Origin of the sequence: Vibrio sp. PID23_8, from assembly GCF_003584965.1 — a bacterium.
Lineage (GTDB): Bacteria > Pseudomonadota > Gammaproteobacteria > Enterobacterales > Vibrionaceae > Vibrio.
On record NZ_LIXE01000008.1, the window covers coordinates 57613 to 71732 of the forward strand.

Sequence of the window (14120 nt, forward strand, 5' to 3'; positions counted from 1 at the left end):
TACTTGCAGCGTTCGCTTACTTGTTTAAGCCTAGCGCAATCTCAAGACCTTTGCCGTACGCTTCGTCTGCTTGGTAAGCGTGTTGAACGTGGCGCTGTTGGATGAAATCAGGCACGCCGTCCATTGCACGAGCCGTGTTGTCGAACAGAGTTTGACGTTGTTCTTCGTTCATCAGGCGGAATAGCTCACCCGCTTGGCTGAAGTAGTCTTCGTCTACACGGTGATCGTAGTGATCAGCGTTGCCGTTGATACGTAGTGGTGGCTCAGAGTAGTCTGGTTGCTCTGCCCATTCTTGTTTGTAGTTTGGCTCGTAGCCCAATGTTGAGCCAAAGTTACCATCAACTCGCATCGCGCCGTCGCGGTGGTAGCTGTGAACAGGGCAACGAGGAGCGTTCACAGGGATTTGATGGTGGTTCACACCTAAACGGTAACGCTGAGCATCGCCGTAAGCGAACAAACGGCCTTGCAGCATCTTGTCTGGAGAGAATCCGATACCCGGTACGACAGCTGCTGGGTTGAACGCTGATTGTTCAACTTCTGCGTAGAAGTTTTCTGGGTTACGGTTTAGTTCAAATTCACCAATGGGGATCAATGGGTAATCTTTTTGAGACCATACACGTGTTAGGTCGAATGGGTTGAAGTTGACTTCATCGGCTTCAAGCTCAGGCATGATCTGTACGTACATCTTCCATTTAGGGAAGTCTTGACGTTCAATCGCTTCGTAAAGGTCACGATGGTGGCTTTCACGGTCTTTCCCTATGATCGCTTCTGCCTCTTGATCAGTTAGGTTTTTGATGCCTTGCTGAGTTTTGAAGTGGAATTTCACCCAGTAACGCTCGTTTTCTGCGTTGATAAAGCTGAACGTATGGCTACCAAAACCATGCATGTGACGATAAGACGCTGGGATACCACGGTCACTCATTACGATGGTCACTTGATGGAAAGCCTCTGGTAGTGATGTCCAGAAATCCCAGTTGCTGGTAGAGCTGCGCATGTTAGTGCGAGGGTCGCGTTTACTGCGTGGTTTAGATCTGGGAATTTTAGTGGGTCACGTAGGAAGAATACAGGCGTGTTGTTACCAACTAAGTCCCAGTTACCTTCTTCTGTGTAGAATTTTAGTGCGAAACCACGGATGTCGCGTTCTGCGTCTGCGGCACCGCGCTCACCAGCTACTGTAGTGAAGCGAGCGAATAGTTCTGTTTTTTTCCCGATGTCAGAGAAGATCTTAGCGCGAGTGTATTTTGTGATGTCGTGAGTTACTGTGAACGTACCGTAAGCACCAGAACCTTTTGCGTGCATACGACGCTCTGGGATCACTTCACGATCAAAGTGTGCCAATTTTTCAAGGAACCAAACATCTTGTAATAATTGAGGACCGCGTGGGCCAGCAGTCATAACATTTTGGTTATGTGCAACAGGGCAACCTGCTGCTGTCGTCAGTTTCTTGCTCATTTAAATTTCCTTGCAATAGTGATGATAAATCTTGTCTTTTGGATGAATCCGAAAATTATGCGAGGAGAATAGCGATGATAATGATAATGATAATGATAATGATAATGAAAACTATCATTAATAGCAAGTGTGATAGGTATCACGTACGCATTAAGTGATTGTTAAGTAATAACTTACTGTCAATTAACATTGTTTGTTGTATGGATTAAAAATAACATTTAATAGTGGTTTGTGAGAAAAATTGCTGCCTATTTTAAATCGTTCACAATAGACAGAAATTCTCAATCGATTGAGCGGTAAAAATGAATTAACCGAATTTCACTTCAAGCTCTTCTGCCTTGTGAAAAGAAGGATGAGTCGAAAGTTGTGCGCCATAACGCTGAATATTAGAGAAGCGGTCAATCATGCCGAATTTGTTTAGGACATCGACAACAAACGACATCATGAAATTCGCACCAGTCAGGCGTTCTTCAATAAAGCAAGTTTTCCTTTCTAGGCTTTGATCAACGTAGCTCCTCACTTTCATCATTTCTGCATCGGCATAGTCGGCTAGAAAGTTTGTTTGCGCGCTATCTTTAGCAACAAACATCTATATGATTCGTTTTGAACGAGATTGGTTTAGGTGATGTAGCTTGATCATTGAACATTCCTTTTATTTAAAGCGGTTGATTCGTTTGTATAACCAACTTGCCAAAGTTTTTGCCTTCAAGGAGACCAATAAAAGCTTCTGGTGCATTTTCTAACCCCTGAACTAAGTGTTCACGGTAGTGAATTTTTCCCTCTGCTACCCAGTGGCTAACGTCTTTGACGAAGTTTGAATAATTTTGCTCATAGTGATCAAAAATGATGAAGCCTTGCATTTTGATGCGTTTAACCAGAATGTTGCCCATTAGCAGCGACATGCGATCTGGGCCCTCTGGCAGTGAAGTGGCATTGTATTGAGAAATTAAACCACAAAGTGGAACGCGAGCACCGACGTTAAGCAGAGGCAATACGGCATCAAACACTTTTCCGCCTACGTTTTCAAAGTAGACATCGATGCCTTTGTCGCAAGTTGCAGCTAACTGCTCGGCAAAGTCTTCTGCGGTATGATCCAGACACTCATCAAAGCCCAATGTTTCTTTTGCGTACTGGCACTTCTCTGCGCTGCCTGCAACACCAATCACACGGCAGCCTTTCAGCTTACCTATTTGACCAACTATCGAGCCTACAGCGCCAGTCGCAGCTGCCACAACCAGAGTGTCACCGACTTTTGGCTGACCGATTTCAAGCAGGCCCACATAAGCGGTAAAGCCCGGCATACCCAGCACGCCAAGCGCGTAAGACGGGTGAGTCGGCTCGTTACCGAGTTTAAACAGGCCTTCACCATCAGAAAGTGCGTAATCCTGCCAACCCGTGTAAGCCACCACCCACTCGCCTTGTTGGTAATCTGGATGCTGAGAAGCGGCAACCTGACACACCGTCCCCCCAACCATCACATCGTTGATTTCAACTGGATCGGCGTAAGACTTCGCGTCACTCATACGTCCACGCATATACGGGTCTAGAGATAGGTACACGCTGCGCAAAAGCACTTCGCCCTTGCTTGGGGTAGGGATAGCCGTTTGCTCTAATCGAAAGTTACTTTGAACTGGAGAGCCCACAGGGCGATTGGCGAGAACGATTTGACGGTTCAGTGATTGAGTCATGTTGTGTCCTTAGTAGTTATTAGACCAGTCGTCTAGTATTGATTCCTAAAAAATCCGCCGTACTTTTTGATTAAAGAGAAGGCGGATTAAGTGTGGCTGATTATTCAGCTTTTAACATATTTTGTGTGCTTTTAAAGCTACATTGTAAACCCGAGCGATCTAGATACAGCTTATTCAGCAAACTCGCGCCAATCCATTGGTGATAGAGCAAGTGGGCGGTTTCTTCTGCAGACGCTACCTGAATAGAGCCATCGTTTAAACCAATTTGAATACACTCTTCAATGGCTTTCACAACCTGACTTGCGCCGTTGGCGAGTTTAATCCGCATTGCATCAGACAGATCGGAAACCTCAGCGCTCAACTTTACGACCAGGCATTTGTTGGCGTTGCATTGGCCATTTTCGATCGCCATCCAACGTTCAAAGTAACTGAGTATACGATCACAACCAGAGCCATCACTTTCTGAAAAGTGAACCTTTATCATCTTAAGATAACGCGTGAAGTAAGCTTCAATTAAAGCCTCGCCAAATTGTTCTTTCGACTTAAAGTAGTGATAGAAAGAACCCTTGGGTACATCCGCTACTTTGAGCAATTCGGATAACCCTACGCTAGTAAAGCCTTTGGCGACGACCAATTGGTAGCCGACATCTAAGATGTGTTGACGAGTATCGTTCGTTTTTGCGTTCATGAATCTACCATAAACAAAATTAGACCAGTCGCCTAGCTTTTCCTGGGTGTTATTTGATCAACTCGTACTCAATCACATAAAGTTCATCAATATTTGGATAGATCTCACGGATCAGCTCTTTCAGTTTTGGTAGCTCAATGGCTTCTTGTTCGGCGTGGAACTCGTTGATGTCGTCGAAATTCAATGGTTCTACTGACAGTATTCGAATGTTACATACCTTGCGATTAGTCTCTAAAGTAAAGACTTCGACTTCTGTATTTGGCACATAGTGACTTTCTGATTCGTCGCGGATAGTGATGGTCTTTTTACCCGCTGTGATCAGCGGAGTGAGGAACTCGAAAAAAGTAATTTCGGTTGGATGTGAAGACATGGTTAGTACTCATTATGGGTTTATTTACGTCAATTATATCTCGCTATTAAAGAAAAATATCCAAAAGAGTGCCGCCCCAAGCTTCTATTTTTCACTTTCTCAAACAAAAAAATCCCTCTCGATTGAGAGGGATTGGTAGCAAGCAACCGTGTTTATTCGATCTCGATGCCGTTTTCTTTGTATAGGCGTCGGCAAGCGCGCCCATCGCTGTGGAATAGGTGACAACGGTGTGCAGGAATGCCAATTTCCAGTTTGTCACCCGTGTCGACGGCTAATGTATCTGGTTGACGGAAAATCACGTCAGCATCTGCGCCTTCTAAGTTTAGGTATACCTGAGTTTCGTTACCCAATTTCTCGACAATCATGACTTCGCCTTTAATCGTTGCATCCGCTTCGTTTGCCGTTACTAGATGCTCAGGACGAACACCTAGAGACATACGATCGCCACGATTAACGGTGGTGCCATCGACAGGGATCCAGAAAGACACACCGTTAGACAGTTGAACTTTAACGCGCTCAGCTTCGACTTCATCAATGAACACACTCATGAAGTTCATTTTTGGTGAGCCAATAAAACCAGCAACGAAACGGTTTTGTGGATAGTGGTATAGCTCCAATGGCTTACCAACCTGTGATACGAAACCACCGTCTAGAACTACAATTTTATCTGCCATTGTCATCGCTTCTACCTGATCGTGCGTGACATAGATCATGGTACAGCCTAACTGGCGTTGCAGCTTAGTGATTTGTGCACGCATGTTAACGCGCAATGCAGCATCCAGGTTGGAAAGTGGTTCATCAAGAAGGAATACATTTGGCTGAGACACCAGTGTACGGCCGATAGCAACACGTTGACGTTGACCGCCAGAAAGTGCTTTTGGTTGACGCTCTAGTAGGTGACCAAGTTGAAGAATTTCTGCAGCGTGTTCAACGCGCTTATCGATCTCTTTTTTGTCAGCTTTAGCCAGTTTTAGACCAAATGACATGTTGTCATAGAGGTTAAGGTGTGGGTATAGCGCATAGGATTGGAAAACCATACCAACACCACGTTTGGATGGCTCTACATCGTTCATGCGTTGGTCACCAATATACAAATCACCCGAAGTAATGTCTTCAAGACCAGCAATACAACGTAGTAGGGTAGATTTACCACAACCAGATGGACCTACGAAGACAACGAACTCACCTTCGTTGATCTCTAGGTCTACGTTTTTAGAAATCAGTACGTCGCCATACGCTTTACAAACATTTTTTAACGTGACACTCGCCATGTAGCTCGTCCTCGATCAATTTTTTATTATTTACCGCTCATCATTATATGAGTTATCTCGCGAGCAGTAACAGTAGGAATTGGTAAGTTATTAATGGTGGTAAGAAAAATAGGGTAATGTTCAAAATGTCATAAATAGGAACACTACCCCTCCTAGCCAAATACGAGTGTATCTCCCCCACATTATTCGTATCGTCTCCCCCGTGAATTAATTACCACAAACAACACTAATAATGACATACCACTCGTATGGCAATGCAAACCAGCAAATCTATAACCTACAGGGTAGGGAATGCTGGGAAAGGGTTCTTACCATCCATTATTGGATGGCTGCAGTTTCTAAGATCGTGCTCAATGCGACATCCTCCCAAACAAAATAAATGTAGGGGGAGTAGGCAGGGAGGAGTAGAAAAATACGCGTAATGAATGATTTGGGCAGAAATCACATTATTGCATGGCCTAAAGTTGAATCTGATCACAGGAAGTGTTCATTTTGTGATTTGAGTCCCCAACCCTTGGCGATTCAGATCACGAAAATACGTCATAATGGCAAGGGCGTAGGGGTTAGGAGGATGAGACACAATAGATAATTTCAGATGATATGTGTCGAAATATGGCTGAACCTCAATGGACTAGCCCTACATCAAAAATATAAAAAGGATACGAACATGAAAAAATTAAGCGCTGCAGCACTAGGTACTCTTGTTGCACTGGGTTCTTTTGGTGCAAATGCTGCTATCGAGGAAGGACAACTCACTATCTGGATCAACGGTGACAAGGGTTACAATGGCCTTGCAGAAGTTGGTAAGAAGTTTGAAGAAGACACTGGTATTAAAGTAACAGTGGCTCATCCAGATGCGCTACAAGACAAGTTCCCTCAAACTGCAGCGACAGGTGATGGTCCTGATATCGTATTCTGGGCTCACGATCGCTTTGGTGGCTACGCGGAAGCAGGTCTACTAGCTGAAATTAAACCATCTAAAGAAATCCAAGAAGGCATCGTTGATTTTGCATGGGATGCAGTACGCTACGATGGCAAGCTGATTGGCTATCCTGTAGCAGTTGAGTCTTTATCTCTAATCTACAACAAAGATCTTGTTCCAAACCCACCTAAGACTTGGGAAGAAGTGGCAGCGCTAGACGCGAAACTTAAGAAAGACGGTAAGTCTGCAATCATGTGGAACCTAAAAGAACCGTACTTCACGTGGCCACTAATGGCAGCTGATGGCGGTTATGCGTTCAAATACACCTCTGACGGTTACGACGTGCAAGACGCTGGTATCGCAAACGAAGGCGTGAAAGATGCAATGAACTTCGTTAAAGGTCTAGTAGACAAAGGCGTGATCTCTGCTGATATGGACTACTCAGTATCTGAGTCTGCATTTAACCAAGGTACTGCAGCGATGACTATCAATGGTCCATGGTCATGGGGCAACATCGAGAAGTCTGGCGTGAACTACGGCGTAACTACGCTTCCTAAGTTCCAAGGCCAATCTTCTAAGCCATTCGTTGGTGTTCTAACAGCAGGCATCAGTACGGCATCACCAAACAAAGACCTAGCAGTGGAGTTCATTGAGAACTACCTACTAACAAACGATGGCCTACGTATGGTTAACAGTGATAAGCCACTAGGTGCGGTAGCGCTTAACTCGTTCCAACGTGAGCTAGATTCAGATGCTCGTATCGCGGCAACAATGGACAACGCGATGAACGGCGAAATCATGCCAAACATTCCACAAATGAACGCGTTCTGGGGTGCAGCTAAAAACGCTATCATCAATGTTGTTGATGGTCGCCAATCCGTTGACGCAGCTCTGGCTGACGCAGAAAAACAAATGACAAAATAATTCAGTAATACCCTTTTAAGGAGGGGGTAACTCCTCCTTACTTTTCTATATTTATTCTCTATTCGCTAGCAGGTTCCCTATGCAGTCAGTTCAAGGTACAAATGCTATGACAGCACCAGAAGCCAACCTTCCGAGCAGCAAAAAAGTGTTTATCAAGTGGGCACTATTAGGCACAGTCGGCATTATTAATGGCTACGCAACAATTCTTATGTATTCTCGTGGTGAGATTGCGTTTGCGTTACTTACGCTTCTTCTTACCGCTTTAGCACTGTATATCTTTGGTAGTAAAAAGACCTACGCTCACCGATATATCTACCCGGGTATCGCTGGGATGATTTTATTCATCCTTTTCCCATTGGCATATACTATAGGGTTAGCGTTTACTAACTACAGCGCAAAAAATCAACTCTCCTTTGACCGTGCACAGACTGTGCTGCTAGACAGAACATACCAAAGTGGTGATAGCTACCCGTTTACTCTGTATAAGACTGAGCAGGGATATCAAATTGTGGTTAAGAAAGGCGAAGAGCTTTTAGCGACGCCTACCTTCCAGTTACAAGGCTTCTCTGCAACGGATCTTGATCTAGTGCCAATCACGGAAGTTACGGGTGAGAAGGAGCCAATCAAGACTATCGTTAAGAACCGCAGTGCATTAAGTGGCGTAGACCTACATTTTCCAGACGGTGATGATATCCGTATGAGTGGCCTGCGTAAGTTTGCTGCTGTGGTACCTCTATATACGCTACAAAACGATGGTGAAACGCTATACAACAACCGTACCAACGAAACACTGCGTCCAAATATGGAAGTTGGCTACTATCAGCCTGTAGATGAAAATGGGCAGTTTGTCGGCAATACGGTTTCTCCGGGCTTTGTTGTGAATATTGGCACACATAATTTTGAGCGTGTCTGGAAGGATGATGGCATTAAAGAACCATTCATCAGCATCTTTATTTGGACGATTATATTTTCTGCTTTAACGGTATTATTTACGCTTGTTATTGGTTTAGTTCTTGCCAGTGTTGTTCAATGGGAAGCACTGAAAGGCCGTGCTGTTTACCGACTTTTGCTTATCCTGCCATATGCGGTACCAGCGTTTATCTCAATCTTGATTTTTAAAGGCCTCTTCAACCAAAGCTTTGGTGAGATAAATATGCTACTTGAAGGGCTGTTTGGTATTAGTCCTGCGTGGTTCTCAGACCCGTTCATGGCGAAAACAATGATTCTTGTGGTGAACACATGGTTGGGATTCCCTTACATGATGATTCTATGTATGGGGCTGCTTAAGGCGATTCCTGATGACTTATATGAAGCGTCAGCTATCGACGGTGCCAACTTCATCACCAACTTCACTCGCATCACTCTACCTATGATGCTGAAGCCACTGACTCCATTACTGATTGCAAGCTTTGCATTTAACTTCAATAACTTCGTACTTATCCAGCTATTGACGGGTGGTGGTCCGAACATGATTGGTACATCTGAACCAGCAGGTTACACGGATCTACTTGTAAGCTACACGTACCGCATCGCGTTTGAAGGTGCTGGTGGCCAAGATTTTGGTCTGGCAAGTGCAGTCGCAACGTTGATCTTCTTGTTAGTGGGCGCATTGGCTCTTCTAAACCTTCGTGTAACTAAAGTAGCTCAAGATTAAGGAGACAGAACAATGGCAATGGTACAAGGTAAGTCATTAAAATACCGTGTTTGGGCTACACATATCGCAATGTGGGCGTTTCTATCACTGATCATTTTCCCGTTATTGATGATCATCGCGATTTCATTCCGTGAGGGTAACTTTGCAACGGGCAGTTTGATCCCTGATAACCCGACATTAGATCACTGGAAATTAGCACTAGGAATATCCGTGACCAATGCGGATGGTTCGATTACGCCACCACCGTTCCCGGTTATGACATGGCTTTGGAACTCCGTTAAAGTTGGGGGCATTTCGGCTATTTTGATTGTGGCGTTATCGACAACTTCAGCTTATGCGTTTGCACGTATGAAGTTTAAAGGTAAAAACACCATCCTTAAGGCGATGATGATCTTCCAAATGTTCCCAGCGGTACTGGCTCTGGTTGCTCTATACGCACTGTTTGACAAGCTTGGACAATACATCCCATTCTTAGGCTTGAATACGCATGGTGGTTTGATTTTTGCTTACCTAGGCGGTATCGCTCTGCATGTGTGGACGATTAAAGGTTACTTTGAAAGTATTGACTCTTCTTTAGAAGAAGCAGCAGCACTCGATGGTGCGACGCCTTGGCAAGCATTCCGTCTAGTATTGCTTCCACTGTCTGTACCAATCTTAGCAGTAGTGTTTATTCTTTCATTTATCATGGTGATAGGCGAAGTTCCTGTAGCGTCGCTGCTGCTATCTGATGTAAACTCATACACTCTTGCTGTTGGCATGCAACAATACCTCTACCCACAAAACTATTTGTGGGGTGACTTTGCAGCCGCTGCGGTACTTTCAGCAGTGCCAATTACAGCAGTATTCTTGCTTGCACAGCGCTGGTTGGTTGGTGGCCTAACCGCTGGTGGTGTCAAAGGTTAATACTTAATTTGGTCGTTAAGTATGAACTGAAAGAATAAAAAGAAAAGGGCGACCAATGGTCGCCCTTATATATAGCTTTGATATTACGCTCTTTGGTTTGGCCGCCGATCAGTAATATCAGGCTTTATTGGCGTTACGCATAGCTGGCTGTTAGCTTAGTTCCTTACGTTTTAATCACTAACAGTTTTTGTAACCATAACCTGAGTCACGACTCAGGTTTTTTATGCGTATCGAAAATGTAGAGATAGCCTAGCGATTTTGTAATGGAGTATACAGAGAGACAGAGATAGGCCATGCGTCTCACTTCACATAAATAATGTAGGGATATTCTGAGGTGAAGGGATAATACCAATATGGATTGTGCCTTGGGAAGGGAGTCTAACCAGTAGGAAGGGTTAAGCAGCGAGTTGCCTTGGGTTTAAATGTAGAACAATCTAAAACTCACGACTGGAAGGTGCGCATCCGACGTATTGAAGCAGTGTATATAAACTCTCTTTCTGAAGCGCAACGCGGCGAAATAGATCCGCGAAAGTAACATCGCCACCAAAGCAAGCTTGAATGTAGTGGTTGATTTCAGCTTCGTTGTAGCCTTCGACATACATGGTTCTGACCCATTGGTATTCAACGGATTTTAAATTGGAGAGTGTCACTTCACTCAATGTGGTGTTCTTCAATCTCAAGATCCAAACTCTATACAACGCCAGAATAGTGATGGAATTTAAGCAAAACAAAGTGAAATATTTATGACAGAGCGCAAGCAAATGAAGCAACGATGACATTGCTTCATGCATGATGGGGAATCAGTTTGCGCTGAAAGGAATCATTTTGGGTATTTAACGTGCGCTTCCATCTCTTCGCCAATTTCTTTGCGCATGTTCATTAAGCGAATCGCTGACTGTTCGAGCGCTTTATCCTCATCGGACTCAGGAATCCATTTAGGTACGTCGATAGGTTTGCCATTTTCATCAACGGCAACCATGATCACGATGCAATGAGTGGTTAAGCGATTTTTCATCTTTTTAGGATCGCAGGCTTGAACATCAATTGCGATGTGCATAGAGCTTCGTCCCGTATAAATAACCTTAGCGCTGACTTCTACCAGGTTACCCACGTGAATCGGAGCGACAAAGCGAATCCCTCCAGCATACGCGGTAATGCAGTATTTGCCACTCCAAGCTGCGCTGCAGGCATAGGCCGCTAAGTCGATCCACTTCATGACTGCACCGCCGTGCACCTTACCACCGAAATTTACGTCCCCGGGTTCCGCTAGAAAACGAAGGGTAATGTCTCTTTGACCACTGCTCATCTGTCATTCCTTTGTGCGTTGCTGTTTCATCAATATTGTCGTTTCAATGTATCAGTAAGCACTTGGTTCTGGAATAGGCGGCGCAACAAAATGTTAACTTTTGTAGACTTCTTGAAATCAAAAAAGCCACGGTAGATTCCGTGGCTTGTTCACTGTTCATTAAGAGGTTGCTGGTGGTAACTCTGGACTGGTGATTGGCGTCTTTCTTCGTACCTTTATCTGCGAAAGAACGACTCCAGAGATAACCAGCATACCGCCGATAATGTGATAGTTGTACACCTGCTCACCCAACAAGGATGACGCAAGGGCAACGGAGACCACGGGCATCAAATTCATGAACATTGCGCTAGAATCCGCACCGATTAAGTCGATCGCTTTCACCCACATTAGTGGTGCAAAAATAGAAGCGGCAATACCCGCATAGGCGATCAATGGAAGCGCGCTTTGGCTTGGTAGCAACTGCTCGCTGCGAAGCCATAAAGGCATCAACATGACCAAAGTGAATGCCCCTTGCATGTACACTAGAGTCAGGCTGTTGAAGGGCATTTTCCAGCGTTTGAGCAACACACAGTAAATCGCGTAGCAGAGCGAGGCTGCTAGCATCAAGCTGTCGCCTTGAGTCATATTTTGGTGAAGGAAATAGCTGATATCACCATGCCCTAGCATAAATGCTAACCCTGCTAATGAAAGGACACCGCCAACCAGACTTAACATGGAAATAGATTTGCCAAGTAGAGGCACGCTCAAGAATACGCTAATCAGCGGTACTAATGAAGAGATCAGTGCCATGTTCGATGCCGTGGTCGTTAGGCCTGCGTAGTAACCGAGAGATTGGTTTAATACCATACCTAACAATGCGAGCACTGCCAGTTTGGTGAGGTAAGGACGAATAATATGACGCTGCCTGATCACCGTGGGTAAACAGAATGGCGTTAGGATCAGCATTGCCAAAAACCAACGATAGAAACTCATTGCACTCGGTTCAATAGTGCTCGATGCCATTTTGTTGATGATGGCATTGCCCCCCCAGATCATAACGGTGAAAAATGGAAGTAAATAAACCATGAGAGCCCTATCGCATAATATTAGATAGCGCTAGTCTGACAGGTCTTTATAATGAAAAGTATCTCTGTAGAGACATTGTAAGCGACAGGAAGACAAATTTGAAAAAGAGTATGAGAAATCTTCATCCTTCATTATTAATCGACGCTGCACCATCAGATGTATTTATGAATTTTGAGGCGTTTTTGTCGAACACTGAAACGCGAGTTCATAGCCATGCATGGGGCCAAGTACAGTTGATCAGTGGCGGCATTTTGGAGATGGATGCCGAAGATACCCGCTTTCTTGCACCTCCACACCTTGCGATTTGGGTACCAGCCGGAATCCGACACACCAGTTACAATCGTAAGCCATTGGAATATTGTTCTTTAAATATTGCGCCAGAACTTACCCAGTATTTCCCAGAGAAAACCAGTCTGATTAAGGTCACTCCTATTGTTTCTGCGATAGTAGAAGATTTTCGCCAACGCGATATCAACGTGGCAAAAACCGATGAGGATAAGCGCTTAGTTCAGGTGTTACTCGATCAGCTAGCTAAACAAGAAGTCGAGCACCATTTCTTGCCGACTACTGACAACAAGTACCTTGAGCCGATTTTAAAAGCAGTAGAAGAAGCACCGACGGATGAGATTAGTTTGGGAGAATGGGCAGAGAAGGTCCACACCACAGAACGAACGTTGGCGCGTCACTGTCAGAGTGAACTGGGGATGAGTTTTACTGAGTGGCGACTAAGAGTGCGCTATTTGCACTCGATGGAGTTGTTACGTAAAGGACAGACAGTAAAAGAAGTGGCACTAACATTGGGTTACAACCAAGCAAGCCCATTTATTACCATGTTCAAAAAATACTCCGGCATTACACCGGAGCAGTATAAAAATCGCTTGTTATAGCTGAGTGAGTACGTAGTCCAGACCACCCACAACCGCTGCGACTTGAGCGTCATTACACTCTTCATCCGTTACTTTCGGGCTGTCTGGGTAAACTTCCGTTGTGGTGCCGTAAGTACAGTTGGTCACGCCACCACACAGACCTAGCTTTAGCATTGGGTAGTTAATCACGCCAAATTGAACCACCGTTGAACCGATGATTTCGCCTTTATCATCGGCTGGGGCGATGTGCGTGACTTTGGCTACCGATTCAATAATGGCTTTTTGAAACTCTGGTTGCGGGTTTTCTGTGTCACCTACTGTGTAGAAACCGTCCGGGATCATACCCTCTACGTACTCAATGCCATCGCGAGCAGCGAGTGCAGGACGAAATTCGGTTTCGTCAGAATCCGTCGTTTCATGAAGGTCAATGTGCATTAACACATCGCCTAACGTTGCAACCAACTTAATTAAGTTTGCCGATTCTTCTGCAGGACTATCAGCATAGAAAGAGCGGTTTGGATCAATCGCATTTGGGTTCCAACGGTTGATGACTTCGTAACCCCAAGGGCTAACACAAGGAGCAACGACAATATTGAAGTGCTCAGCGTAACGCTCGGCTTGAGTATCAACAAACTTCAGTGCGCCATGCACACCGCTCGTTTCGTAGCCATGAACCCCACCTGTTACTAAAACAACCGGTTTGTTTGCATCCCAGTTACGGGTTTTGATGCAAAACAGTGGGAAGCGTGATTCGTCGTAAGAAAGCGCGCCATATTGCTCCACCTCGAAACGATCACGAAGCGCATTAATCTTAGACACCACTTCTTCTTGATAGCTGCGTTTTACGTCACGTTGTTCAAACCATGCTTTGCGTTCCGCTTCACCCCAAGGTTCACCTTGGGTACCGATTGGGTCAGTGTATCCGCTTTTCATCTATACTTTTCTTTTATGTGCTTGAAGGTAAGACAAGACTAGTATTCTCTGAATCTGACGGCAATAGAAAACACAATT

12 protein-coding genes and 2 pseudogenes are annotated in these 14120 nt (G+C 44.8%); 4 read left to right on the top strand and 10 right to left on the bottom strand.

Going from position 1 to position 14120, the window contains the following annotated elements; genetic code table 11:
- Positions 1 to 16: 16 nt before the first annotated feature.
- From AK966_RS13910 to malK, 6 genes and pseudogenes are all read right to left on the bottom strand, one after another.
- A pseudogene (locus tag AK966_RS13910) lies at positions 17 to 1452 on the bottom strand (catalase).
- 307 nt (positions 1453 to 1759) lie between these two features.
- Positions 1760 to 2041, bottom strand: a pseudogene (locus tag AK966_RS13915) (glutathione S-transferase); the annotation flags it as partial.
- A gap of 67 nt (positions 2042 to 2108) precedes the next feature.
- Complete coding sequence (locus tag AK966_RS13920; RefSeq protein WP_119464369.1) at positions 2109 to 3140, bottom strand: NADP-dependent oxidoreductase; 1032 nt, start codon at positions 3138 to 3140, stop codon at positions 2109 to 2111.
- Positions 3141 to 3240: 100 nt separating this feature from the next.
- Positions 3241 to 3828 (bottom strand): TetR/AcrR family transcriptional regulator, encoded by a 588-nt coding sequence (locus tag AK966_RS13925; RefSeq protein ID WP_099080389.1) that lies wholly within the window; start codon positions 3826 to 3828, stop codon positions 3241 to 3243.
- Positions 3829 to 3877: 49 nt separating this feature from the next.
- Positions 3878 to 4198, bottom strand: a complete 321-nt coding sequence (yqfB, locus tag AK966_RS13930; protein WP_099080388.1) for a N(4)-acetylcytidine aminohydrolase — start codon at positions 4196 to 4198, stop codon at positions 3878 to 3880.
- Between the two features lie 152 nt (positions 4199 to 4350).
- Complete coding sequence (malK, locus tag AK966_RS13935; protein ID WP_099080387.1) at positions 4351 to 5469, bottom strand: maltose/maltodextrin ABC transporter ATP-binding protein MalK; 1119 nt, start codon at positions 5467 to 5469, stop codon at positions 4351 to 4353.
- 667 nt (positions 5470 to 6136) lie between these two features.
- Between malK and malE the strand changes: the two genes are divergently transcribed.
- From malE to malG, 3 genes are all read left to right on the top strand, one after another.
- Positions 6137 to 7315 carry a maltose/maltodextrin ABC transporter substrate-binding protein MalE gene (gene malE / locus AK966_RS13940; RefSeq protein WP_099080386.1) on the top strand — a complete coding sequence of 393 codons (1179 nt, stop codon included), beginning with the start codon at positions 6137 to 6139 and terminating at the stop codon, positions 7313 to 7315.
- Between the two features lie 79 nt (positions 7316 to 7394).
- Complete coding sequence (gene malF / locus AK966_RS13945) at positions 7395 to 8969, top strand: maltose ABC transporter permease MalF (protein ID WP_119464370.1); 1575 nt, start codon at positions 7395 to 7397, stop codon at positions 8967 to 8969.
- Positions 8970 to 8981: 12 nt separating this feature from the next.
- Complete coding sequence (gene malG, locus AK966_RS13950; RefSeq protein WP_099080384.1) at positions 8982 to 9872, top strand: maltose ABC transporter permease MalG; 891 nt, start codon at positions 8982 to 8984, stop codon at positions 9870 to 9872.
- Between the two features lie 434 nt (positions 9873 to 10306).
- Here malG and AK966_RS13955 read toward each other — a convergent pair whose 3' ends face one another.
- The 3 genes from AK966_RS13955 to AK966_RS13965 all read right to left on the bottom strand — a co-directional run bounded on the left by AK966_RS13955 (position 10307) and on the right by AK966_RS13965 (position 12243).
- Positions 10307 to 10552, bottom strand: coding sequence for a hypothetical protein (locus AK966_RS13955; protein ID WP_099080383.1), 246 nt, complete (start codon positions 10550 to 10552; stop codon positions 10307 to 10309).
- Between the two features lie 140 nt (positions 10553 to 10692).
- Positions 10693 to 11178: an acyl-CoA thioesterase gene (locus AK966_RS13960; protein ID WP_099080382.1), complete on the bottom strand. Its 486-nt coding sequence runs from the start codon at positions 11176 to 11178 to the stop codon at positions 10693 to 10695.
- 159 nt (positions 11179 to 11337) lie between these two features.
- Positions 11338 to 12243, bottom strand: a complete 906-nt coding sequence (locus tag AK966_RS13965) for a DMT family transporter (protein ID WP_099080381.1) — start codon at positions 12241 to 12243, stop codon at positions 11338 to 11340.
- A gap of 98 nt (positions 12244 to 12341) precedes the next feature.
- Here AK966_RS13965 and AK966_RS13970 point away from each other — a divergent pair, with 98 nt between their 5' ends.
- Positions 12342 to 13130 (top strand): helix-turn-helix domain-containing protein, encoded by a 789-nt coding sequence (locus AK966_RS13970; RefSeq protein ID WP_099080380.1) that lies wholly within the window; start codon positions 12342 to 12344, stop codon positions 13128 to 13130.
- On the opposite strand, the gene AK966_RS13975 is transcribed toward AK966_RS13970, so the two are convergent.
- Positions 13125 to 14042 carry a M14 family metallocarboxypeptidase gene (locus AK966_RS13975; RefSeq protein ID WP_099080379.1) on the bottom strand — a complete coding sequence of 306 codons (918 nt, stop codon included), beginning with the start codon at positions 14040 to 14042 and terminating at the stop codon, positions 13125 to 13127. The genes AK966_RS13970 and AK966_RS13975 overlap by 6 nt on opposite strands.
- Between the last annotated feature and the right edge of the window lie 78 nt (positions 14043 to 14120).